The organism is Micromonospora sp. WMMA1947, from assembly GCF_027497355.1.
In the GTDB taxonomy this organism is placed as follows: Bacteria; Actinomycetota; Actinomycetes; order Mycobacteriales; family Micromonosporaceae; genus Micromonospora.
In genome coordinates this window covers 5,082,552-5,104,870 of the sequence record NZ_CP114909.1, presented here as the reverse complement: position 1 = coordinate 5,104,870, position 22,319 = coordinate 5,082,552, and the positions used below count along the sequence as shown (strand labels likewise).

Sequence of the window (22,319 nt, the reverse complement as noted above, 5' to 3'; positions counted from 1 at the left end):
GCCGGTCAACAGCGTTTGACCCGACAGTCACCGGGGACGCGACAAGGGCAAGGCGTAGCCGGATGAGGGAGGGCGACATGAGCTTCACCGACAAGGCGAAGAACAAGGCCCAGGAGATGAGCGGCATGGCCAAGGAGCGGATCGGCGACGTGACCGACAACGAGCGGTTGCGGGCCGAGGGCGCCTCCGAGCAGAGCACGGCGCGCGCCCGGCAGGCCGGGGAGCACGCCAAGCAGGCGGGCCGCGACGTCAAGGACGCCTTCAACAAGTGAGTACGCGAACGGCGGGCCACCTCATCGCAGAGGTGGCCCGCCGTCGGGTGTCCGGGGGTCAGTCGTCGCGGTGCGCGAGCCACCAGGCCTGGCCGGCCTCGGGCAACGTGTCGATCGGGTCGTAGTAGGCGTAGCGCTTGTTCAGCGCCTCCAGGTCGGCCGACTCGATCGAGGTGCGGTAGTTCTTCGTCCAGTACGAGATGCCGCGCTCACGGTCGTAGTCGGTGAGCATGTGCACCCAGCGCTTGCCGACGAACGGCACGTCGCAGACGATCCGCGGGGTGGCGTAGCCGGGCAGGTAGCCCATGATGTCGTGCTGGAGCTGCTGGGCGTGCCAGACCGGGACGCGCCAGTGCTCGGCGTTGGGGATCATGTCGCACATGTAGAAGTAGTACGGCAGGATGCCCGCCTCGCCCTGGAGCGCGAAGCACAGGTCCAGCAGGTCGGCGCTGGTGGCGTTGACGCCGCGCATGAGCACGCCCTGGTTGCGCACGTCGCGGACGCCGACGTCGAGCGCGGTCTGGGCGGCCTTGGCGACCAGCGGGGTCAGCGACTGGGCGTGGTTGACGTGGGTGTGGATGGCCAGGTTGACGCCGCGGCGGGCGGCGGTGCGGGCGACGCGTTCGAGGCCCTCGACCACGTCGGGCTGGAGCCAGTGCTGGGGCAGGCCCATGAGCGCCTTGGTGGCGAGCCGGATGTCGCGGATCGTCTCGATCTCCAGCAGGCGCATCAGGTACGACTCGAGGTTGCGCCACGGCACGTTGGCGACGTCGCCGCCGGAGACGACAACATCACGGACGCCCGGGTGGGCCTTGAGGTAGGTGATGTGGGCGTCGTAGCGGTCGACCGGCTTGAGGGTGAGCTTGAGCTTGTCGACGGCGGGGGTGGAGTTGCCGACGAGGTCCATGCGGGTGCAGTGGCCGCAGTACTGCGGGCAGGTGGAGAGCAGTTCGGCGAGGACCTTGGTGGGGTAGCGGTGGGTGAGACCCTCGGCGACCCACATGTCGTGCTCGTGCAGGCTGTCGCGGCTGGCGTACGGGTGCGACGGCCAGTCGGTGCGGCGGTCGGAGGCGACCGGGATCATGTAGCGGCGGATCGGGTCGGCGAGCAGCGCCTCGGTGCTCATCGGCTGATGCGGCACCATCGTGTTGAGCATCTGCGGCGGCACCAGCATGGACATGGTGGCCAGGGCCTTCTGGTCGGCTTCCAGGTCGGCGTAGAAGGTCTCGTCGACGGTGTCGCCGAGGACGGTGCGCAGCTGCTTGATGTTCTTGACGCAGTTGACCCGTTGCCACTGGGCGCTCTCCCACTGGTCGCGGGTGACGTGGCGCCAGCCGGGGAAGCGGGTCCAGTCGGGTTCGACGAGGGGTGCGCGGCGGTATTCGTAGGGCTGTCCGGCGGCCGGGACGGCGGCCGGCGCGTGGCGGGGCGTCGGGATGGTCTCCACCGGTTGGGTCTGGGTCACGGCCCCTCCTCGTCTGCGTGCGGGTTGATCAACGGATGCGTAGGCTACTGGAAAATCTGCGGTGAAGAAATTAGTCTGCCGGAAGTTTTCCCGCGACGCGAGCCCTGACCGGGGGTTCGGGCGGCTGGACATAGGGGGTCGGCGTGACGTCACCGGTGGGTCTGCACCGAGTCGTGGAACCGGTGGGAGTGCTCCCGCAGGCGGCCTGGCGGCTGGACCCCGACCCGCGCATCGCGGCGAACGAGGTGCGGATCCGGGTCGAGCGGCTCAACCTGGACGCGGCGAGTTTCCGGCAGCTGGCGGAGAAGCACGGCGGCGACGGGGAGAAGGTCCGCGCCGAGGTGCTGGAGATCGTGTCGGCCCGGGGGAAGATGCAGAACCCGGTGACCGGTTCCGGCGGGATGCTGATCGGCACCGTCGAGGAGGCGGGCCGCCGCTCGCCGCTGGGGCTGAAGCCCGGTGACCGGGTGGCGACGCTCGTGTCGCTGACGTTGACGCCGCTGACGATCACCGACGGGCTGGCCCGCTGGGACGGGCGCAGCGAGCAGGTGCCGTGCGACGGGTACGCGATTCTGTTCGCCCGGTCGATCGCGGCGGTGCTGCCGCCGGACCTGCACCCCGAGCTGTCCCTGGCGGTGCTGGACGTGTGCGGGGCGCCGGCGCTTACGGCGCGGGTGGTGGCCGAGCAGGTGGCGCGGCGCTCGCGGGAGGGTGATCCGCGTCCGGTGTCGGTGGCGGTGATCGGCGGGGCCGGCAAGAGCGGGTCGTTGTCGCTGGCGGCGGCACGGCGGGCGGGCGCCGCCCGTACCGTCGGGGTGGTTCCGGTGGACGCGGAGCGGGACGCGCTGACGGCGGCCGGGCTGGCCGACGTGGTGGCGCTGGCCGACGCGCGGGATCCGGTGGGGCTGTCGACGGCGGTGACGACGGCGCTGGGTGTGCCGGCGGACGTGACAGTGGTGTGCGTGGACGTGCCGGGGTGTGAGCACGGCGCGGTGCTGGCCACGGCGGACGGCGGTACGGTGATCTTCTTCTCGATGGCGACGAGCTTCGCGGCGGCGGCGCTGGGCGCGGAGGGCCTGGCGGCGGACGTGACGATGCTGGTGGGCAACGGGTACGTGCCGGGACACGCGGCGCTGGCGCTGGATCTGTTGCGGGCCGAGCCGGGGGTGTGCGGCCTGTTCGAGGCGCGTCTGACGGCAGACTGAGACCATGACGAACCCCTCGACGCTGTATCGCGGCGGAGTGCTGCACTGCCCGGCCGACCCGAGCGCGACGGCGCTGCTGGTGCGGGACGGGCGGATCGCCTGGTTGGGCACGGACGCGGAGGCGCCGCGGGCGGACCGGGTGGTGGAGCTGGGCGGTGCGCTGGTGACGCCGGCGTTCGTGGACGCGCACGTGCACGCGACCGACACCGGGTTGGCGTTGTCGGGGCTGGATCTGTCGGCGGTGCGGTCGGCGGGTGGGCTGCTGGAGGCGGTGTCGGCGTTCGCGGCGGGCCTGCCGGGTGACGCGGTGGTGCTGGGGCACGGCTGGGACGAGTCGGGCTGGGCGGACGCGACGTTGCCGGACGCCGCGGCGCTGGACCGGGCGGCCGGTGGGCGGCGGGTGTATCTGTCGCAGGCGTCGATCCATTCGGCGCTGGTGTCGGCAGCGTTGCTGGCGGCGTGCCCGGAGGTGGCGTCGGCGGCCGGGTACGAGGCGTCGGGGTGGCTGCGGCGCGACGCGCATCATGTGGTGCGGGCGGCGGCGTTCGCCTCGGTGACGCGGGCGCAGCGGGTGGCGGCGCAGCGGCGGGCCCTGGAGCACGCGGCGTCGCTGGGTATCGCGGCGGTGCACGAGTGCGGTGGTCCGGACATCTCCGACGAGGAGGACTTCACCGGGCTGCTGGCGATCTCGGGGGCCGGTGTGCCGGAGGTGTACGGGTACTGGGGTGAGCTGCTGGGTGCGGCGAAGGCCCGGGAGCTGGGTGCGGTGGGCGCGGGTGGTGACCTGTTCGCCGACGGGGCGCTGGGGTCGCGGACGGCGCACGTGTCGGCGGCGTACCTGGACGGCGAGGCGGGGGCGTGCGGGCACGGCTACGTGTCGGCGGAGCAGGTCCGTGATCATCTGCTGGACTGTGCGGCGCACGGGTTGCAGGGCGGGTTCCACGCGATCGGGGACGCGGCGATCGGGACGGTGCTTCAGGGGTTCGCGCTGGCGGCCCGGTCGGTGGGCGTGGACCGGTTGCGGGCGGCCCGGCACCGGGTGGAGCACGCGGAGATCATGAGCAAGGCGCTGATCGCCGGGTTCGTGGAGTACGGGATCGTGGCGTCGATGCAGCCGGCGTTCGACAGGTTGTGGGGCGGCGCGGGCCGGATGTACGAGTCGCGGCTGGGGTTGGCGCGGTCGTTGGAGTCGAATCCGATGGGTGCGATGCACGGTGTCGGTGTGGCGTTGGCGTTCGGGTCGGATTCGCCGGTGACGCCGCTGGATCCGTGGGGGTCGGTGCGGGCGGCGGCGGCGCATCACAACCCGGCGCAGCGGATGAGTGTGCGGGCGGCGTTCGCGGCGCACACGCGCGGCGGGTGGCGGGCGGTGCACCTGGACAACGAGGGTGTGCTGGCGTTGGGGGCGCCGGCGACGTTCGCGGTGTGGGACACCCCGGCGGGCGTGGAGCGGGGGCTGCCGGTGGTGCTGGCCGAGGATCCGGAGTTGCGGGGCGCGGACGATCCGACGCCGCTGCCGGTGTGCCGGGCCACTGTGTTGCGCGGTGACGTGATCTATGAGGAAGGGTCTTCGTGACAGGGAAGCTTGGGCTGGATCCGGCGCTGGTGGCGCGGGCGCGGGAGTTGGCGCGCCGGGCCGGGCAACCGGTGGTGGATCTGGCGCGCAGCCACACCACGGTGTCGGTGGAGCGGGCGGTGCTGCGGCTGGCCGGGGTGACCGGCGCGGACCCGGACGGCATCCCGTGGGTGAACCGCCTCGTGGACGCGGTGGTCGCGGACGTGGGGCTGGGGCACGGGGTGGCGGCGCCGGTGTTCGACGCGCTGGCCCGTGAGGGCATCACGGATGTGACGTTGCTGGCGCAGAAGGCGGCGGCCGGGTCGGTGCGGTTCGCGCAGCCGTCGGGGAAGGCGGCTACGGCGGCGCGGCGGGCGTCGCGCAAGGCGGTCGCGGCGGGGATCCGCAGCATCGATCGGCGGCGCGCGGAGCGGGACCGCCTGGTGAAGCGGTTCGGGGATCCGGCGCGGCGGCCGTGGATCTACCTGATCGTGGCGACGGGTGACATCTACGAGGACATTCCGCAGGCGCAGGCGGCGGCGCGGGCCGGCGCGGACGTGATCGCGGTGATCCGGTCGACGGGGCAGTCGCTGCTGGACTACGTGCCGGAGGGGGCGACCCGGGAGGGGTTCGCCGGGACGTACGCGACGCAGGAGAACTTCCGGCTGATGCGGGCGGCGCTGGACGAGACGTCGCGGGAGCTGGGCCGGTACGTACGGCTGACGAACTACGCGTCGGGTCTGTGCATGCCGGAGATGGCGACGCTGGCCGGGCTGGAGCGTCTGGACATGATGCTCAACGACTCGATGTACGGGATTCTGTTCCGCGACATCAACCCGATCCGCACGTTCGTGGACCAGCGGTTCTCGCGGCAGGTGCACGCGCGGGCGGGGATCATCATCAACACCGGTGAGGACAACTACCTGACCACCGCTGACGCGGTGGACGAGGCGCACACGGTGACGGTGTCGCAGTTGCTGAACGAGTTCTTCGCGCACGAGGCGGGGCTGGCGGACTGGCAGCTGGGGCTGGGGCACGCGTTCGAGATCAACCCGGATGTGCCGGAGTCGTTCCGGTTGGAGCTGGCGCACGCGCTGCTGGCGCGGGAGTTGTTCCCTGACGCGCCGTTGAAGTGGATGCCGCCGACGAAGCACATGACCGGCGACGTGTTCCGGGGCAACCTGCTGGACGGGTTCTTCAACCTGGTGGGCACGATGACCGGGCAGGGGATTCTGCTGGTGGGGATGATGACCGAGGCGGTGGTGACGCCGTGGTTGTCGGACCGGGACATCGCCCTGCAGAACGTGCGGTACGTGCTGGGCGCGGCGGGCGGCCTGCACGAGGACTTCGTGCCGGCGCCGGGCGGGTTCATCCAGGCGCGGGCGCACCGGGTGCTCGGTGAGGCGGTGGACCTGCTGGAGCGCATCGGGGACCAGTCGTTGCTGACGGCGATCGCCGAGGGCACGTTCGGAATCATGAAGCGGCCGGCGGACCGCGGGAAGGGCCTGTCCGGGGTGGCGCGGCACGAGGCGGACTACTACAACCCGGCCACCGAGATCCTGGAGCAGACCCCGTGAGCGAGAAGACGATTGTGCGGCCGTACGGGGACACCACCGGTGACGGCATGGTGCAGGTGTCGTTCACGTTGCCGGTGCCGCACGACAAGCGGGCCGAGGGCGCGGCGGTGCAGCTGGCAAACAAGATGGGCATGGACCCGGCGATGCTGGTGCACGCCAAACCGATCGGTGACGGGTTCACGTTCTTCGTGGTGTACGGGCGGGTGAACCACCTGGTGGACCTGGCGAAGGTGCAGGTGGTGGAGCGTGACTATCCGCTGCTGTCGGCCAAGGAGGTCAACGCGGTGGTGAAGCGGCAGTTGCGCCGCAAGCTGTCGGTGGTGGGCGCCTGCATCGGCACCGACGCGCACACCGTCGGCATCGACGCGATCCTCAACGTCAAGGGCATCGCCGGCGAGAAGGGCCTGGAGTACTACCGGGAGCTGAAGGTCACGAACCTGGGCGCGCAGGTGAGCGTGCCGGAGCTGGTCGAGGCGGCCCGGCGGGAGCGCGCCGACGCGGTGCTGGTGTCGCAGGTCGTGACGCAGCGCGACGCGCACCTGCACAACACGCGGGAGATGTCGGCGGCGTTCCGGGAGGCGATGCCGGCCGGGCGCCGGCCGCTGCTGATCGTCGGCGGGCCGCGGTTCGACGAGACGATGACCGGCGAGCTGGGCGTGGATCGGATCTTCGGCCGTGGCACCACCCCGGGTGAGGTCGCCAGTTACCTCGTCCACGCTTTGATCACCTCCAGGAAGGCGAACACCTGATGAGCGATCCGCGTGTCGGTCTGACAGTCACCCACCGCCGGTACGTGCCGTACTCCCACGCCCACTACGCGGGCAACCTGGTCGACGGGGCGTACGCGCTGGGGTTGTTCGGTGACGTGGCGACCGAGGTGTGCATCCGCACCGACGGCGACGAGGGGTTGTTCGCCTCGTACTCCGACGTGCAGTTCCGGGCGCCGATGAAGGCCGGTGACGTGCTGGAGGTGACGGCGACGGTGACCCGGGTGGGCACCCGCAGCCGCACCGTCGACTTCGCCGCGACGGTGGTGTGCCGGGGCCGCCCGGACAAGGGCGAGTCGGCCGCCGAGGTGCTCGACGAGCCGATCGTGGCGGTCACCGCGACCGGCACGGTGGTCGTGCCACAACGGCCGTGAGCGTCGTCGTCTGCGCGGACGTCGGGTCGACGTACACCAAGGCCGCGGTGGTGGACCTCGACGGCGGCCGGCTGGTCGCGGCGGCTTCGGCGCCCACCACCGTGGGCACGGATGTGCTGCACGGCCTGGACGCCGCGGTCGGCGCGGCCACCGCGTCGGCCGGGGTCGCTGAGGTGCCCTGGTACGTGTGTTCGTCGGCCGGGGGTGGGCTGCGCCTCGCGGTGGTGGGTTACGAGCCGCTCGTGACCGCTCAGGCGGGCCGGCGGGTCGGTCTGTCGGCGGGCGCGAACGTGGTGCACGTGGCTGCCGGGCGGCTCGCCGGGGCGGACGTGGCGGCGTTGCGGGCGGCCCGCCCGGACGTGGTGCTGCTCGTGGGTGGCACCGACGGCGGGGACGCCGACACGGTGACGCACAACGCGACGCGGCTGGCGAAGGCCCGGTTCCGGGTGCCGGTGGTCCTCGCCGGCAACGCCGACGTGCGCGACGAGCTGCACGCGCTGCTGGCTGGTGCGGGGGTGCCGGTGACGGTGGCGGACAACGTGCTGCCCCGCATCGGGGTGCTGGAGCCGGCGTCGGCGCGGGCGGCGATCCGCGAGGTGTTCCTGCGGCACGTCATCGGCGGCAAGAAGCTGTCCCGGGGTACCCGGTTCGCGCGGCTGGTCCGCGCCGCCACCCCGGACGCGGTGCTCACCGGCGTGGAGGTCCTCGCCGGCACGCTCGGCGGTGACCTGGCAGTGGTGGACGTCGGTGGGGCCACCACCGACGTGTACTCGGTGCTCACGCCCGACGAGCGGGACAGCGGCCCCAGTCAGGAGGTCGCGGGGACGCTGTGGCGGGCCCGCACCGTCGAAGGGGACCTGGGCATGCGGTGGAGCGCGCCCGGTGTGGTGCGCGCCGCGGCCGAGGAGCGGCTGCTCGACCCGGCCGGGGAGGCGCAGCTGACGGCCGCGGCGGCGGTGCGGGCCGCCGACCCGGGCTTCCTGCCCGCCGGTGACGCCGACCGGGCCGCGGACCGGCGCATCGCGGCGCTGGCCGCGACGGTGGCGTTGCGGCGGCACGCCCGGGGTGCGGCGACGGGGGAGCGGGCCGGGCGGGACCTGCGGGAGGTGAAGCTGCTCGTCGGTTCCGGCGGGGTGCTGCGGCACGCCGACCCGGGCGACGCGGCGGCGGTGCTCGACGCGGTGCTCACCGACCACGCCGGCGGGTGGGCGTTGCCGCGGGCGGCCCGGCCGGTCGTCGACGTGGACTACGTGCTGGCCGCCGCGGGGCTGCTCGCCGCCGACCATCCGGGTGCGGCGGCGGCGATGCTGCGGCACCACCTCGGCGCCTGACGCACGCCGCGAACAGGGCGCGGAAATCGAGACGCGCCGACGCGACACGCCGTGTCGCAACACACGACAGGCCCGGGTGGGTTGACAGCGGCGGGGGTCTACGCCGTACCGTCTTTGAGTCCTACCACGGGAAGCGGCTGTTGTTCGCTTCGTCCCTTCGTCCGCTGGCCGAGCGACCGGAAGGTTGCGGCGGCCAGGTCCAGCGGGCGGGGGTCGGCGGGGCGGCGCGAACCGGCCGCGGTTACCGGTGTACGGGCAGGGTGAGAGGCACGGCCAGTAGACAACGGCCAGGCGGGGGCAGCCAGTCCACGTCGGGTCGGTCCGAAGGTCGGCGCCGATCGTCTTCGCCCCACCGGCCGGGAAGGGCCTGGGAGCATCGGGGCGCGGCTTCGGCCGCGCCCCGATTTCATCCCCCCGGATACCCCGGTCAGCGGCCGAGCCGCCGGTAGCGGCGCACCGCCGCCGGGGCGGCGAGCGCGATCAGCGCCAGCGGCCAGGCGATCGCCAGTTCCAGTGCGTGCCGGGCGGGCCACGAGTCACCGCCCAGGCCCGGGTTGCCGAACAGGTCCCGGGCCGCCGCCACCGTCGCCGACAGCGGATTCCAGGCGGCGACCGCGCCCAGCCAGTCCGGCATCAGCTCCGGCGCCACGAACACGTTGGACAGGGCGGTCAGTGGGAACGCCAGCGGGAACACCACCACCGCGACCGTGTCCGGGTTCGGCACGAGCAGCCCGAACAGGATGCCCAGCCAGGTCATCGCGACGCGCAGCAGCAGGATCAGCGCCACCGCCGCCAGGGCCGGGCCGACGCCCTCGCGCCACTGCCAGCCCACCAGCAGCCCGCACACCACCAGCGTGGTCATCTCCAGGCAGGCCCGTACGAGGTCGGCGCCGGCGCGGCCGGACAGCAGCGCCGAACGGGCCATCGGCAGCGACCGGAACCGGTCCACCACGCCCCGGCCGGCGTCCACCGCCACCGCCGACGCGGTCGCGCCGAGGCCGTAGAGCATCGTCATGACGAACACCCCGGGCAGCAGGAACTCCCGGTAGCTGCCCTGGCCCGGCACGGTCATGCCGCTGCCGAACACGTAGCCGAACACCAGCACGAACATGATCGGCAGGGTGAAGTAGAGGATGATCTCCTCCGGGGCGCGCACGACGTGCCGCATGTTCCGCCCGGCCATCAGCCACCCGTCGGTCAGCGCCCTCACGACGCCACCCCCACCCGCTGCGCGTCGGCGTGGGCGCCGGTGAGCCGCAGGAACGCCTCGTCCAGCGTCGGCCGGCGCACCAGCACGTCCTCCACCGCGATCCCGGCGTCGTCGAGGGCCCGCAGCACGGCGGTGAGCACGGCGATCCGGTCCGCCACCGGCGCGTCGACGCGCCGCAGTTCGGCGTCCACCGTCGCGGTCGCGCCGGTGGCGCGTTGCACCACCGCCGTGGCCGTGGGCAGGTCCGCCGCGTCGCGGACCACCAGTTCCAGCCGGTCGGCGCCGATGCGGGCCTTCAACCGCTCCGGGGTGCCCTCGGCCACGACCCGGCCGGCGTCGATGACGCACACCCGGTCGGCGAGGTGGTCGGCCTCCTGCAGATACTGGGTGGTGAGCAGCACGGTGGTGCCGTCGGCGACGAGTTCCCGCACCGCCGTCCACAGGCCGTTGCGGCTGCGCGGGTCCAGGCCGGTGGTCGGCTCGTCGAGGAACAGCACCCGCGGCGGCACCACCAGGCTGGCCGCGAGGTCCAGTCGGCGGCGCATCCCACCGGAGTAGCCGCCCGCCGACCGGTCGGCGGCCTCGGTCAGCCCGAACCGGTCCAGCAGTTCCTCGGCGCGGAGGCGGGCCCGGCGCGCGGACAGCCGGCGCAGCCGCCCGAACAGCACCAGGTTCTGCCGGCCGCTGAGCACCTCGTCGACCGCCGCGTACTGGCCGGTCAGGCTGATCGCCTCACGAACCCGGTCCGGGGCGGCGGCGACGTCGTGCCCGGCCACCCGGGCCCGGCCGGCGTCGAAACGCAGCAGCGTGGTGAGGATCCGCACCGCTGTGGTCTTGCCCGCCCCGTTGGGGCCCAGCACCCCGTAGACGGTGCCGGCCGGCACGGCCAGGTCGAAGCCGTCCAGGGCGGTGGTGCGTCCGTACGTTTTTCGTATCCCGTCGGCCAGCACGGCCGTCGCGTCGTCGGTCATGGTGTCAGCGTCACCGGCGCCGCTGACCGGGCGCGTACCGCGCGCGCACCGGGCGGCGCCGCGCCGGTCAGCGCCCGTCGACCAGCGCCAGCGCCCGCTGCCGGGGCAGGCCCGCGCCCCCGGCGTACGCGGTGGCGAACGCCGCCTCGCCCAGGTGTTCCCGCAGCGTGACGGCGGTCGGCGTGCCGGCCGGGGCGTCGGCGGCGCCGGTGCCTGCGAGCAGCGCCGCCGCCGCGCCCAGCAGCCGGGCCGCCGACTCGGGGTCGCCGGCGCGCAGCAGCGGCCCGGCCAGCCCGTCGGCCGCCGCGGCCACCACCGGCACGTCCCACACGCCGACGCCGGCGGTGAGGACCTGCCGGTAGTAGGCGCGGGCCGCAGCCGGGTCGCCGGTGGTGTCGGCGAGCTGCCCGAGCGTCACCAGCGCCGCGAGCCGCACCACATCGGCGCCGAACCAGCCCGACGGGCACTGCGCGACGGCCCGTTCGCACAACGTCCGCGCGCGCTGCGGGTCGCCGTCGCGGCGGGCGATCTCGCCGAGGCCCAGATCCGCGGCGGCCACCAGTTCCGGCGCGCCGGCCGGCCCGGCGATGCGCCGCACCCGCCGGTAGTCCTCCGCCGCGCCGGTCAGGTCACCGGCGACCAGCCGCCCGTCGGCGCGGGTCCGCAGCAGTTCCGCCAGGTCCAGGGTGGAGCCGAGCTGCTCGGCCAGCTCCAGGGCCTCCGCCATCGGCGCGGCCGCCGATGCGACGTCACCGGTGCGGTAGGCGGCCTCGGCGCGGGTGGACAGCGTCACGATCATCCCCCAGCGGTCGTCGAGGGCCCGGAAACCGGCCAGCGCGGCGTCCAGCTCGGTGCGGGCCTGCTCGTGCCGGCCGTGCAGCAGACCGACCATCGCGGTGCCCAGCCGGCCCAGCGCCCTGCTCCACGGATCGGTGCCGAGCAGCCGGTCCCGGACGGCCTGCTCGTGCAGCGCCGCCGCGTCCTGCGGCGACGGGGGACCGCTGGCCATGCCGGACAGGTACAGCAGGAACGGATGCCGGGGCGGCCGGGCCATGGTCCACAGGATCCGCGACGCGGTGTCGACCTCGCTGCGCTCGCCGCCACCGGCGAGCGTGGCGACCAGCAGGCCCAGCGCGTACTCCTCGGCGAGGCCGTCGGGCGGGCCGTCGAGCCGGTCGACCAGCCGCCGGGCCAGCGCCGCGCCCTCCCCGCGCAGGCCCCGCAGCCACCAGTAGAACGCCAGCGCCGCGACCAGCCGCAACCCGGTGGCGGTGTCGGTGTGCCGCAGCGCCGCGTGCAGGTCGTCGCGGGCGGCGTCGAGGCGGCGCAGCCACCGGTCCTGGCCGCCGCCGCGCAGGCCCGCGTCGCCGGCCAGCGCCAGATCCAGGAAGTACGCGGCGTGCGCGGCCCGCACCCGCCCGGTCTCGCCGCCCTCGGCCAGCCGGGCCGCCGCGAACTCGCGGATCGTCTCCAGCATCCGGTAGCGCCCGCCGGTGGCCTCCACCAGCGACTTGTCCACCAGGCCGGTCAGCACGTCGAGTACGTCACCGGCGTCCGGCGCGCACACCGCCTGCACCGCGGCCAGGTCGGCCGCGCCGGCGAACACGCTCATCCGGGCGGCCAGCCGCCGCTCCGGGGCGTCGAGCAGGTCCCAGCTCCACCCCACGACCGCCTCCAGCGTGCGGTGCCGGGGCGCAGCGGTGCGGTCGCCGCGGCGCAACAGCCGGAACCGGTCGTCCAGGCGCGCCGCGACCTGCGTCACCGGCAGGGCGCGCAGCCGCGCCGCGGCTAGCTCCAGGGCCAGCGGCAGCCCGTCGAGGGTACGGCAGATCCGCAGCACCGCCGGGGTGGTGCCGGCGTCGAGGGTGAACCCGGGCGACACGTCGGCGGCCCGGTCGGTGAACAGCCGCACCGCCGGGTACGCGGCGGCTGCCCGCGGTGCGGCCGGCCCGTCCGGGGCGGGCAGCCCACCGACCGGGCACAGGGCCTCGCCGGTGAGGCCCAGCGGTTCCCGGCTGGTGGCGAGCACCCGCAGCCCGGGCGCGGCGGCGAGCAGCCGGCCGGTCAGCCGGGCCGCGTCGTCGATGACGTGCTCGCAGTTGTCCAGCACCAGCAGCAGCCGCCGGTCGGCCAGCGCGGCGACCAGCCGGTCGGTGAGGTCGGCCGGGCCGCCGGGGGTGCGCAGGCCCGCGTCGCGCAGGTCCAGCGCGGCCAGCACGGCGGGCGCGACCGGTGCGCCGGGCGCCACGGCGGCCAGCTCCACCAGGCACACCGGCCCGTCGTGGCCGGACGCGACGGTGGTGGCCAGCCGGGTCTTGCCGGCGCCGCCCGGGCCGTGCAGGGTGACCAGCCGTGCCGTACCGAGCAGCTCGTGCACGCGCCGCAGCTCCGGTTCCCGGCCGACGAAGCTGGTGAGCGGGCTGGGCAGCCGGGCGGGCGGCGCGGCGTCGTCGCGCAGCAGCGCCGTGTGCAGGGCGGCCAGCTCCGCCGACGGGTCGGTGCCCAGCTCCTCGGCCAGGATCCGGCGGGCGTCGGCGTAGACGGCGAGCGCCTCGGCGCGGCGGCCGGCGCCGTGCAGCGCCCGCATCAGCAGCCCGTGCAGCCGCTCCCGCAGCGGATGCGCCGCCACCAGGTCCCGCAGCTCGGCGATCAGCGGCGCGCCGGCCGGCGCGAGGGCCAGTTCCGCCTCGACGCGGTCCTCGACCGCGGCCAGGCGCGCCTGACGCAGCCGGGCCGCCTCGGCGTCGGCGAACGGCGCGTCCGTCACGTCGGCCAGGGGTTCGCCGCGCCACAGCGCGAGCGCGTCGCGCAGCAGCGCCGCCGCCCCGGCCGGGTCACCGGCGGCCAGCGCCGCCCGCCCGGCCGCGGCCAGCCCGGAGAACCGGTGCACGTCGACCCGCTGCGGATCGATCGCCAGCCGGTAGCCGGCCGGGCCGAACTCGACGGGCGCGTCGGGCAGCAGCCGGCGCAGCCGCGACACCTGCGACTGCAGCGCGTTCGCGGCCTGCTCGGGCGGCCGGTCGCCGTAGACGCCGTCGATGAGACGCCGCGGCGGCACGGTCCGGCCGGCGTCGAGCAGCAGCAGCACCAGCAGCGCGCGCAGCCGCCCACCGGTGACGGGCAGCACGCTGCCGTCGGCCGCGTACGCCTGGGTCGCGCCGAGCACACCGAACCGCATGCGCCCGATTGTCGCCTGCCGGCGCCGCGTCGGTGGCACGCCCCACACCGGTTCGGCCGACGGCCGGTACGGGCGGGTAGCCTTCGGCCCGTGATCGTGGGGAGAAGCCGGTGACGACGCTGGACCGGGAACAGCCGCGTGCCACCGACGGGGCACCCGGTGACGGCGGCGCGCGTCCCCTGCCGCTGACGCTCGCCGTGCCGGCCGCCGTGCTGGCCGGGGTGGCGCTGCTGCTGGCGTTCCCGCCGTACGGGATGTGGCCGCTCGCACCGGTCGGGGTGGCGCTGCTGGCCGCCGCCGTGCACCGGCGGCGGCTGCGCGCCGGCGCCGGGCTGGGCTTCCTGACCGGGCTGGCGCTGTTCGCGCCGCTGCTGGAGTGGACGAACCTGCACACCGGCTACCTGCCGTGGGCGCTGCTGTCGCTGCTGCAGGCCGCGTTCCTGGCGCTGCTGGGCGCCGCCACCGCCTGGGTGTCGCCGCTGGCGGACCGGCACCGGGCGGCGTGGCCGCTGCTCACCGGCGTGCTGTGGGTGGGGCAGGAGGCGCTGCGCGACCGCGCCCCGTTCGGCGGGTTCCCGTGGGGGCGGCTCGCGTTCAGCCAGGACACCTCGCCGCTGCTGAAGCTCGCCGCGCTCGGCGGCGCCCCGCTGGTCACGTTCGCCGTCGCGGTCGCCGGCGGGCTGCTGGTCGCCGCCGCGTGGCGGGACTGGCGGCGTACGCCCGGGCAGTGGCGGCCGGTCGCCGGGCTGACCGCCGCGCTGGTGGCGCTGCTGGCCGCCGGCTCGGCCGTGCCGACCGGGGTACGCGGCGCGGGCGACACCGTCACCGTGGCCATCGTGCAGGGCAACGTGCCCCGCCTCGGGCTGGACTTCAACGCGCAGCGGCAGGCGGTGCTGAACAACCACGTCGACGCGACGCTGGAGCTGGCGCGGCGGGTCACCGAAGGCGGGCAGGAACGCCCCGACGTGGTGGTGTGGCCGGAGAACTCCAGCGACATCGACCCGCTGCGCAACCCGGGCGCGGGGGAGCGGATCTCCCAGGCCGCCGACGCGATCGGCGCGCCGATCCTGGTCGGCGCGGTGCTGGTCGGGCCCGGGCAGGGTGAGGTGCGCAACGCGGGGCTGCTGTGGCGCCCGGGCACCGGCCCGGATCTGGACCAGGTGTACACGAAACGGCATCCGGTGCCGTTCGCCGAGTACGTGCCGCTGCGCTCCATCGCCCGCAAGGTCAGCTCCCAGGTCGACCGGGTCCGGTCCGATTTCGTGGCCGGTGACCGTCCCGGCGTGCTGAACACCGGCCCGGCTGTGCTCGGCGACGTGATCTGCTTCGAGGTCGCCTACGACGGCATCGTCCGGGACACCGTCACCGGCGGCGCGCAGCTGCTGGTGGTGCAGACCAACAACGCCACGTTCGACGTGGCCGAGGCCCGCCAGCAGCTGGCCATGGTGCGGTTGCGGGCCGTGGAGCACGGCCGGGCCGCGTTGATGGCCTCCACGGTCGGGGTGTCCGGGTTCGTTTCCCCGGACGGACGGGTAGACGGTGCGACCGGGTTCAACACCGCCGCGGTGGTGGTGCGGCAGATGGAACTCGGCGACGGGCGTACCCCGGCGACCACGGCCGGGGTGTGGCCGGAGGTGGCGCTGACGGCGCTGGCGGTCGCGGCCCTGGCCGGCGCGGCCGTGCTGCGCCGCCGCCGGGAGGCCGCTCCCGGCTGAGCCGACGAGAGGCGGTGCGACGGTGGGCGTGGCAGCCGACAGGCGGACGGTCGGCCATCCCGGGGTGGGGCGGGTCCTGGTGGTCATCCCCACCTACAACGAGGCCGACAACGTCGGGCGCATCGTCGCCCGGGTACGCGAGGCGGCGCCGGCGGTGGACGTCCTCGTCGCCGACGACAACAGCCCCGACGGCACCGGCGCGATCGCCGACACGATCGCCGGGAACGACCCGCGGGTGCACGTGCTGCACCGCGAGGGCAAGGAAGGGCTCGGCGCGGCCTACCTGGCCGGTTTCGCCTGGGCGCGTTCCCGCGGCTACGACGCGGTGGTGGAGATGGACGCCGACGGCTCGCACGCCCCGGAGGACCTGCCGGCGCTGCTGCACGCCGCCCGCGACGCCGACGTGGTGATCGGTTCCCGGTGGACGCGCGGCGCGCGGGTGCTGAACTGGCCGTGGCGGCGGCTGCTGCTGTCCCGGGTGGGCAACCTGTACGCGCGGCTGGCGCTGGGCATGCCGGTCAGCGACGCCACCGGCGGCTACCGGGTGTACCGGTCCAGCGCGCTGGACGCGATCGACCTGGACTCGGTGCGGTCCCAGGGGTACGCGTTCCAGGTGGAGCTGTCGCGGCTGGCGCACCGCGCCGGGGTGCGGATCGTGGAGGTGCCGATCACGTTCGCCGAGCGGGAACACGGCGACAGCAAGATGAGCCCGCTGATCGTGGCGGAGGCGCTGTGGCGGGTCACCCGGTGGGGGGTGCGGGACCGTCTGGCGACCGCGCCGTCGCGCCCGGATGCGCTCGCGCGCTGGCCTTGAGCCGGGGCGTGTCATGCTTGAGGGGCGTGATGACCCCGGGCTGATGAGGTGAGATGCGCCGAGGACTGAAGTACGTACCACCGGCCCTGCTGCTGTTGGCGCTGCTGGAGCTGACCGTTTTCGTGCTGGTCGGCCGGGCCGTCGGGTTCGGCGCGGCGGTGCTGCTGGTGTTCGGGGCGTCCCTGCTGGGGCTGGTGCTGCTGCGCCGCGAGGGCATGCGGGCGTGGCGCGGCTTCCGCGCGGCGGCGCAGGCCGGCCGTCCGCCGGGCCCCGAGGTGACAGACGGCCTCGTGGGTCTGCTGGGTGCGCTGCTGCTGGCGCTGCCGGGCCTGGTCAGCGGCGTGGTGGGCCTGCTGTTGCTGGTGCCGCCGCTGCGCCGGCTGGCCGGTGGCGGGGTGCGCCGGGCCACCGAGCGGCGAGTGTCGTCGATGGTCGCCGGTGACCTGTTCGGGCCGCGCCGGGTCCGCGTGTACCGGGGCGCGTCGCAGCCGGCCCCGGAGCCGGCCCCCGCGCCTGCGCCGCAGCCGGTCACCGACCCGGGCAAGGCCATCGAGGGCGAGATCGTCGACCGCTGAGGCGCGGTGTAGACAGCGAAACGCCCCCGGGTGATCCCGGGGGCGTTTCGGCGCGTTACGGACGGTCAGGCACGACCGCGGCGGGTCCGGACCTCCTGGAGCCGCTCGGCGAGGATGTCCTCCAGCTCGGCGATCGAGCGCCGCTCCAGCAGCATGTCCCAGTGGGTACGCGGCGGCTTGGCCTTCTTCTGCTCCGGCTCGGTGCCGTCGACCAGGCGGGCGACGCTGCCGTCGAACTTGCACTCCCAGGTCGTCGGGACCTCGGCGTCGACGGCGAACGGCACCTCGAACTGGTGGCCCTTGGCGCAGAGGTACTCGCGGGTCTGGCGCGGCGCGAGCTCCGTGTTGCGGTCGGATTCGTAGCTGACCGCGCCCAGTCGGCTACCGCGCAGCATGCGCTCGCCCATGATCGACTTCCCCTCGTTCGTGGTGCTGGTCTTCACGTGTAACGACCGGTCACCGCTCGCCCATTCCCCGGCCCACGGCGACAGGGCCGTACGCGGGTCGGGAGAGTCAAGGGTAACCGGCCATGACAGCTGCCCGGCGGGGTCGTCCCCGGCCGGGCCGAATCGGTGGAGTGTTTCGCCTGCCAACGGGGATGTTACCCACCTGTTTGCGCGCCGGAGGTGACGATGAGCAGTGACGCGCCGGTCGGAGCCCGACCACCCGCCGGGAAGACCTTCTTCGGTCATCCCCGCGCGCTGTCCACGCTCTTCCTCACCGAGATGTGGGAGCGGTTCAGCTTCTACGGCATGCGGGCGATCCTGGTGCTCTACCTGACCGCCGCGGTCGCCGACGGCGGCCTGGACCTCGGCGAGTCCAGCGCCAACGCCGTGTACGGCACCTACAACGCCATGGTCTACCTGATGGCGCTGCCGGGCGGCTGGGTCGCGGACCGGCTGATCGGCGCGCGGCGCAGCGTGCTGTGGGGCGGCGTGGTGATCGCCGCCGGTCACTACGTGATGGCGATCCCCACCGGGTGGAGCGTGTTCGCCGGCATGGCCCTGATCGTGCTCGGCACCGGCCTGCTCAAGCCGAACATCTCCACCATGGTCGGCGACCTGTACGAGCGGGACTCGCCGCGCCGCGACGCCGGGTTCTCCATCTTCTACATGGGCATCAACCTGGGCGCGTTCATCGCCCCGCTGATCACCGGCTTCCTCGGCGAGAAGATCAACTGGCATCTGGGGTTCGGTGCCGCCGCGGTCGGCATGACCTTCGGCGTCCTGCAGTACGTGCTGGGCCGGCGCAACCTCGGCGACGCGGGCGCCCGCCCGGCGGACCCGCTGCTCGGCGCGGACCGGCGGCGCGCGCTGACCCGCATCGGCGCGGCGAGCGTCGTGGTGCTCGCCGCGCTGCTCGTGCTGCTGGTGGCCGGCTGGTTCACCGTCACCACGGTGGTCAACCTGCTCACAGTGGTGACGGTGCTGGTCACTGTCGGCTACTTCGCGCGGATCCTCACCGACCGGGAGATCAGCGGCACCGAACGCAGCCGGATGAAGGCGTACGTGTGGCTGTTCGTGTTCGCCGCCTCGTTCTGGCTCATCTACGACCAGGCCGGGTCGGTGCTGAACATCTTCGCCGCCGACCAGACCGACCGGTCGGTGGGCGGGTTCACGTTCCCGGCGTCCTGGTTGCAGTCGGTGAACCCGATCCTCATCATCATCGGCGCGCCGCTGGCCGCCGCGCTGTGGCTCAAGCTCGGGCACCGGGTGTCCACGCCCACGAAGTTCGCCGTCGGCCTGGTGCTCAACGGCCTGTCGTTCGTGCTGATGGCCGCCGCCGCGCGGGCCGCTGTCGGCGGCGACCTGGTCTCACCGCTGTGGCTGGTCGCGGTGTACGCCATCCAGGTCGCCGGCGAGCTGTCGCTGAGCCCGGTCGGCCTGTCCGCCACCACGAAACTCGCGCCGGTCAAGTACGCCAGCCAGATGCTGGGCCTGTGGTTCCTCGCCACCGCCGTCGGTGACGCCATCGGCGGTCAGGTGGCCCGGCTGGCCGACAGGTGGTCCCAGCCGGTGTACTTCCTGACCTTCGGGCTGGCCTCGGTGGTGCTGGGCCTGGCCGCGGTGATGTTCACCCGCCAGATCCGGCGCCTGATGGCCGGCATCCACTGACCGCGCTCACACCGCCGGGGTGGGCGGCAGCGGCAACGGCAGGCCGGGCAGCCCGTCGATGCTGGTCGCGACGTGGTCCTTGCCGGCGAAGTACGCGCTCAGCGACGCGTCGTCCTCCCGGGCGAACCGGCGTTCGTGCAGGTCCCGGTCGGCGTCGTAGGTCATGAACGGCACCGCGTAGCCGCAGGTGTCGCGGATCAGCTCGGCGTGCACCACGATGATCGCGCGCAGGCCGTGCGGACCCGGGTCGATGTCGGGGAAGTGCTTCAGCAGGCCGGGCCAGCGCGGGTCGTCGCGGAACACCGGTTCGCCGCGCCCGTGCACCCGCACGATGTTGGGCGGGCCGGTGAACGCGCACCACATCAGCGTGATCCGGCCGTTCTCCCGCAGGTGGGCGATGGTCTCGGCGTTGCTGCCCGCGAAGTCGAGGTATGCCACGGTGTGTTCGTCGAGCACCGCGAAGCAGCCGCGCAGGCCTTTCGGGGACAGGTTGACGGTGCCGTCACCGGAGAGCGGGGCGGTGGCGACGAAGAACATCGGCTGCGCCTCGACGAAGTCCCGCAGCCGGCCGTCGATGCGCTCGTACGTCTTTCCCATGCCTTCGATCCTCGCCGGAGAGCCGGGTGCGGCGCTGCCCCGTTCCCAGCCCGTGGCCGCTCAGACGGTACGCGTACCGAGCCGCGCCAGCGCCGTCGCGAGATCACTGACCTGGTCGGCGAGCTGCCCGGCGCGCCGCTGCGCGGCGTCCCGGTCGGCCTCGATCACCGCTGTCCGGGCGGCCAGCTCGGCCGCCCGGGCCTCGGCGGCGCTCACCGCCCGCCGCGCCTCGGCCAGCTCCGCGGCCAGCGCGTCCCGCTCGCCGGCGGCGGCGCGCGCCTGCTCAGTCGCCCTTGCCGCCTCGGCCAGAGCGTGCTCGACCGCCGCGCTCGATTCGGCCCGGACCCGCTCCAGCGCCGCCTCGGCGTCGGCGCGTGCCGCCTCGGCGCGGTCCCGCTCGACGACTGCCTGCCGCGCGGTGGCTGCCTGCGCGTCGGCCCGCTCGATGGCGGCCCGGGCCGCGCGTTCCGCCTCGCCGGCTCGTGCCTGGGCGGCCTGCGCGTCGGCGCGGGACTGTTCGGCCCGGTCCAGGGCCTCGGTGGCGGAGCGGGTGGCCCGCTCGGCGTCGGCGCGGGCGGCGTCCCGTTCGGCGGCCAGCTCGGTCGCGCGGCGGCGTTCGGCGTCGCGTTCGGTGCGTACCGTGCGCAGTTCCTGCCGGGCGGTGTCGCGGTCGCGTTCGGCCTGCACCCGCAGCGCCTGCGCGGCGCCCGCCTCGGCGCGGGCGGCGTCGCGGGCCTCCTCGGCGGCGGCGGCCCGGTCGGCGGCGGCGGACGCGGCGGCCTCCGCCCGCTCGGCGCGGTCGGCGGCGGCGTCGCGGTCGGCGTACGCGGCGCGGGCCTGCTGCCGGTCCCGGGCCGCCGCGGCGCTGGCGTCCTCGGCCTCGCGGCGGGCCTCGTCGCGTTCGGCGTGCGCGGCCGCGACCTGCGCCGACGTCTCCGCGCGCAACTCGGCGAGCTGGCGTTCCACACCGGCCGGTGACAGCTCGGCGTGCAGCGCCTCGGTGAGCGTCTCCACGATCTGGTCGAGCCGGTCCACCGCCTCCCAGGTGCGCGCCACCTGCCCGGGCAGGCCGGGGGAGTTGCGGTGGCGCATCCGCGAGTTGCGGGCGGCCCGCTGGCAGGCGCCGTCGTTGTCCCGGCAGTAGCGGAACGGGCGGCCCGCGCCGGCGCGTTGCGGCACGTCGCGTCCGCAGTGGGCGCAGGGTCGGGTGTCGGTGGCGAGCTCGGCGTCCATCGGGGGCGAAGTCTATCCGGCGGCGTCCACGCGGGCCGTGCCGTCGAGGGTGTAGCGGCGCTGCAGCAGCACCGCGACCACCATCACGGCGGCGGGCAGCAGCCCGAAGCCGTAGCGCAGCGCGTCCAGCGCGGCCGGGGACTGGGTCACGCTCTGCCCGGCGGTCGAGGCCACGAACCCGCCGGCGGCGAGGCACAGCGCGTACGCGTAGGGGCCCAGCGCCGCGCCGGTGGCCTCGGTGGCGGTCCACACCCCGGTGTACGTGCCGGCCCGCTCGGTGCCGCCGGCCGCGCGGATCACGTCGGGCAGCATCGAGAACGGCAGCAGTTGCATGCCGGCGAACGCCACCCCGAGCACCGCCACGGCGGCCACCAGCACCGGCAGCCCGGCGGGGCGGCCGACGGCCAGCACCAGCGACCCGGCGGCGAACGCGGCCTGCGCGGCGAGCAGGGCACGTTGCTTGCCGATCCGCCGCGCCACCGCGAGCCAGCCCGGGGTGACGAGCAGCGCCGGTGCGACGAACGCGGCCACCAGCACCGTGGTGAGGCCGGGGCGGCCCAGTTCGTACTCGGCGTAGTAGGGCACACCGGCGAGCACCAGGTGGGTGGTGGTGGACATGGCCAGGTACGCGCCGACCAGCCAGCGGAACTGCCGGTCCCGCAGGCTCGCCGCCAGCGCCCGCCACCCGCCCGGGCCGTGCGGCGGCGCCGTGTCGGCGGCGGTACGGCGCAACCGGCCGATCCCGGCGACACCGACCAGCATCGCGGCGAACATCCCGGCCGCCAGCACCACGCCCATCAGCAGGTAACCGTCGCGGGTGGCGTCGTCGCCGCCGGCCAGCAGCGGCGCGAGCAGCCCGGAGACGAGGATGCCGAGCGTCAGCACCACCATCCGGAACGCCATCAGCCGGGTCCGCTCGTGGTAGCCGATCCGCAGGTCCGCCGGCGTCGCCAGGTAGGGCACCTGGTACGCGGCGAACAGCAGGTTGCCGGCGACGAAGAACACCGCCACCCAGCCGGCCGCGGCGGCGCCGGTGAGCCCGCCGGGGACGGCGAACAGGGCGGCGAACGCCAGCGGCAGCGCGCACCCGGCCAGCAGCAGCCGGCGGCGGTGCCCGCGGCGGGCCTGCTCCACGTCGCAGCGGTGCCCGATCCACGGGTGCAGCAGCACGTCGGCGATCTTCGGCAGCAGCAGCGTGAGCCCGGCGAGCCACGGCGCGACCGCCAGCACGTCGGTCAGGAAGTAGAGCAGCAGCAGGCCGGGCACTGTCACCCAGACACCCATGCCGAGTGAGCCGGTGGCGAACCCGACGAGCGGGCCGCGCGGCAGGGTGACCGCGTCGGAGCGCTGATCCAGCCCGGTCATG

General features: G+C 74.6%; 19 protein-coding genes. 11 read left to right on the top strand and 8 right to left on the bottom strand.

The window, feature by feature from the left end:
- Positions 1 to 77 precede the first annotated feature (77 nt).
- Positions 78 to 272: a CsbD family protein gene (locus tag O7604_RS24135; RefSeq protein WP_073829538.1), complete on the top strand. Its 195-nt coding sequence runs from the start codon at positions 78 to 80 to the stop codon at positions 270 to 272.
- Between the two features lie 58 nt (positions 273 to 330).
- On the opposite strand, the gene O7604_RS24130 is transcribed toward O7604_RS24135, so the two are convergent.
- Positions 331 to 1,737 (bottom strand): lysine 2,3-aminomutase, encoded by a 1,407-nt coding sequence (locus tag O7604_RS24130; RefSeq protein ID WP_269706236.1) that lies wholly within the window; start codon positions 1,735 to 1,737, stop codon positions 331 to 333.
- 143 nt (positions 1,738 to 1,880) lie between these two features.
- Here O7604_RS24130 and O7604_RS24125 point away from each other — a divergent pair, with 143 nt between their 5' ends.
- The 6 genes from O7604_RS24125 to O7604_RS24100 are packed head-to-tail and all read left to right on the top strand — an operon-like array spanning position 1,881 to position 8,546.
- Positions 1,881 to 2,942, top strand: a complete 1,062-nt coding sequence (locus tag O7604_RS24125; RefSeq protein ID WP_281577876.1) for a zinc-binding alcohol dehydrogenase — start codon at positions 1,881 to 1,883, stop codon at positions 2,940 to 2,942.
- Between the two features lie 4 nt (positions 2,943 to 2,946).
- On the top strand, positions 2,947 to 4,518 hold the full coding sequence (locus tag O7604_RS24120) for an amidohydrolase family protein (RefSeq protein ID WP_281577875.1): 1,572 nt from the start codon (positions 2,947 to 2,949) through the stop codon (positions 4,516 to 4,518).
- Entirely contained in the window at positions 4,515 to 6,074 is a 1,560-nt protein-coding gene (locus O7604_RS24115; protein WP_281577874.1) for a lysine 5,6-aminomutase subunit alpha, read from the top strand. The genes O7604_RS24120 and O7604_RS24115 overlap by 4 nt, the downstream gene beginning before the upstream one ends.
- Positions 6,071 to 6,823 carry an OAM dimerization domain-containing protein gene (locus tag O7604_RS24110; protein WP_269706228.1) on the top strand — a complete coding sequence of 251 codons (753 nt, stop codon included), beginning with the start codon at positions 6,071 to 6,073 and terminating at the stop codon, positions 6,821 to 6,823. Before O7604_RS24115 ends, O7604_RS24110 begins: the two co-directional genes overlap by 4 nt.
- Positions 6,823 to 7,215, top strand: coding sequence for a hotdog domain-containing protein (locus O7604_RS24105; RefSeq protein WP_281577873.1), 393 nt, complete (start codon positions 6,823 to 6,825; stop codon positions 7,213 to 7,215). The genes O7604_RS24110 and O7604_RS24105 overlap by 1 nt, the downstream gene beginning before the upstream one ends.
- The gene (locus O7604_RS24100) at positions 7,212 to 8,546 is read left to right on the top strand and encodes a glutamate mutase L (protein WP_281577872.1); all 1,335 of its coding nucleotides are present in this window, start codon (positions 7,212 to 7,214) and stop codon (positions 8,544 to 8,546) included. Before O7604_RS24105 ends, O7604_RS24100 begins: the two co-directional genes overlap by 4 nt.
- A gap of 427 nt (positions 8,547 to 8,973) precedes the next feature.
- On the opposite strand, the gene O7604_RS24095 is transcribed toward O7604_RS24100, so the two are convergent.
- From O7604_RS24095 to O7604_RS24085, 3 genes are all read right to left on the bottom strand, one after another.
- Positions 8,974 to 9,756, bottom strand: a complete 783-nt coding sequence (locus tag O7604_RS24095; RefSeq protein ID WP_281577871.1) for an ABC transporter permease — start codon at positions 9,754 to 9,756, stop codon at positions 8,974 to 8,976.
- The gene (locus O7604_RS24090; RefSeq protein ID WP_281577870.1) at positions 9,753 to 10,727 is read right to left on the bottom strand and encodes an ATP-binding cassette domain-containing protein; all 975 of its coding nucleotides are present in this window, start codon (positions 10,725 to 10,727) and stop codon (positions 9,753 to 9,755) included. Before O7604_RS24090 ends, O7604_RS24095 begins: the two co-directional genes overlap by 4 nt.
- Before the next feature lie 67 nt (positions 10,728 to 10,794).
- Positions 10,795 to 13,905, bottom strand: coding sequence for a BTAD domain-containing putative transcriptional regulator (locus O7604_RS24085; protein ID WP_281577869.1), 3,111 nt, complete (start codon positions 13,903 to 13,905; stop codon positions 10,795 to 10,797).
- A gap of 110 nt (positions 13,906 to 14,015) precedes the next feature.
- Between O7604_RS24085 and lnt the strand changes: the two genes are divergently transcribed.
- The 3 genes from lnt to O7604_RS24070 are packed head-to-tail and all read left to right on the top strand — an operon-like array spanning position 14,016 to position 17,009.
- A complete protein-coding gene (lnt, locus tag O7604_RS24080; protein WP_269706219.1) occupies positions 14,016 to 15,620 on the top strand; it encodes an apolipoprotein N-acyltransferase in 1,605 nt (534 codons plus the stop codon).
- Between the two features lie 22 nt (positions 15,621 to 15,642).
- The gene (locus tag O7604_RS24075) at positions 15,643 to 16,434 is read left to right on the top strand and encodes a polyprenol monophosphomannose synthase (protein ID WP_269706217.1); all 792 of its coding nucleotides are present in this window, start codon (positions 15,643 to 15,645) and stop codon (positions 16,432 to 16,434) included.
- A 53-nt stretch (positions 16,435 to 16,487) separates the two neighbouring features.
- Positions 16,488 to 17,009, top strand: a complete 522-nt coding sequence (locus O7604_RS24070; protein ID WP_281577868.1) for an FxsA family protein — start codon at positions 16,488 to 16,490, stop codon at positions 17,007 to 17,009.
- A gap of 65 nt (positions 17,010 to 17,074) precedes the next feature.
- Here O7604_RS24070 and O7604_RS24065 read toward each other — a convergent pair whose 3' ends face one another.
- The gene (locus O7604_RS24065; RefSeq protein ID WP_007070998.1) at positions 17,075 to 17,416 is read right to left on the bottom strand and encodes an RNA polymerase-binding protein RbpA; all 342 of its coding nucleotides are present in this window, start codon (positions 17,414 to 17,416) and stop codon (positions 17,075 to 17,077) included.
- A gap of 225 nt (positions 17,417 to 17,641) precedes the next feature.
- Between O7604_RS24065 and O7604_RS24060 the strand changes: the two genes are divergently transcribed.
- The gene (locus O7604_RS24060; RefSeq protein WP_281577867.1) at positions 17,642 to 19,123 is read left to right on the top strand and encodes a peptide MFS transporter; all 1,482 of its coding nucleotides are present in this window, start codon (positions 17,642 to 17,644) and stop codon (positions 19,121 to 19,123) included.
- Between the two features lie 6 nt (positions 19,124 to 19,129).
- Here the strand turns inward: O7604_RS24060 and O7604_RS24055 are convergent, their stop codons facing one another.
- Genes O7604_RS24055 through O7604_RS24045 form a run of 3 tightly spaced genes read right to left on the bottom strand, consistent with a single transcriptional unit; the run spans position 19,130 to position 22,318 of the window.
- Complete coding sequence (locus tag O7604_RS24055; protein ID WP_281577866.1) at positions 19,130 to 19,720, bottom strand: pyridoxamine 5'-phosphate oxidase family protein; 591 nt, start codon at positions 19,718 to 19,720, stop codon at positions 19,130 to 19,132.
- A gap of 60 nt (positions 19,721 to 19,780) precedes the next feature.
- Positions 19,781 to 20,953 (bottom strand): hypothetical protein, encoded by a 1,173-nt coding sequence (locus O7604_RS24050; protein WP_281577865.1) that lies wholly within the window; start codon positions 20,951 to 20,953, stop codon positions 19,781 to 19,783.
- A 12-nt stretch (positions 20,954 to 20,965) separates the two neighbouring features.
- Positions 20,966 to 22,318, bottom strand: a complete 1,353-nt coding sequence (locus O7604_RS24045) for an MFS transporter (protein WP_269706207.1) — start codon at positions 22,316 to 22,318, stop codon at positions 20,966 to 20,968.
- Position 22,319: the final 1 nt, after the last annotated feature.

What these genes read in the sequence shown, in the direction of transcription:
- O7604_RS24105 (WP_281577873.1), top strand. Translation starts at nt 6,823, where the DNA reads ATGAGCGATCCGCGTGTCGGTCTGACAGTCACCCACCGCCGGTACGTG.
- O7604_RS24055 (WP_281577866.1), bottom strand. Translation starts at nt 19,720, where the DNA reads ATGGGAAAGACGTACGAGCGCATCGACGGCCGGCTGCGGGACTTCGTC.
- O7604_RS24135 (WP_073829538.1), top strand. Translation starts at nt 78, where the DNA reads ATGAGCTTCACCGACAAGGCGAAGAACAAGGCCCAGGAGATGAGCGGC.
- O7604_RS24090 (WP_281577870.1), bottom strand. Translation starts at nt 10,727, where the DNA reads ATGACCGACGACGCGACGGCCGTGCTGGCCGACGGGATACGAAAAACG.
- O7604_RS24085 (WP_281577869.1), bottom strand. Translation starts at nt 13,905, where the DNA reads ATGCGGTTCGGTGTGCTCGGCGCGACCCAGGCGTACGCGGCCGACGGC.
- O7604_RS24050 (WP_281577865.1), bottom strand. Translation starts at nt 20,953, where the DNA reads ATGGACGCCGAGCTCGCCACCGACACCCGACCCTGCGCCCACTGCGGA.
- O7604_RS24065 (WP_007070998.1), bottom strand. Translation starts at nt 17,416, where the DNA reads ATGGGCGAGCGCATGCTGCGCGGTAGCCGACTGGGCGCGGTCAGCTAC.
- O7604_RS24045 (WP_269706207.1), bottom strand. Translation starts at nt 22,318, where the DNA reads ATGACCGGGCTGGATCAGCGCTCCGACGCGGTCACCCTGCCGCGCGGC.
- O7604_RS24120 (WP_281577875.1), top strand. Translation starts at nt 2,947, where the DNA reads ATGACGAACCCCTCGACGCTGTATCGCGGCGGAGTGCTGCACTGCCCG.
- O7604_RS24060 (WP_281577867.1), top strand. Translation starts at nt 17,642, where the DNA reads ATGAGCAGTGACGCGCCGGTCGGAGCCCGACCACCCGCCGGGAAGACC.
- O7604_RS24070 (WP_281577868.1), top strand. Translation starts at nt 16,488, where the DNA reads ATGCGCCGAGGACTGAAGTACGTACCACCGGCCCTGCTGCTGTTGGCG.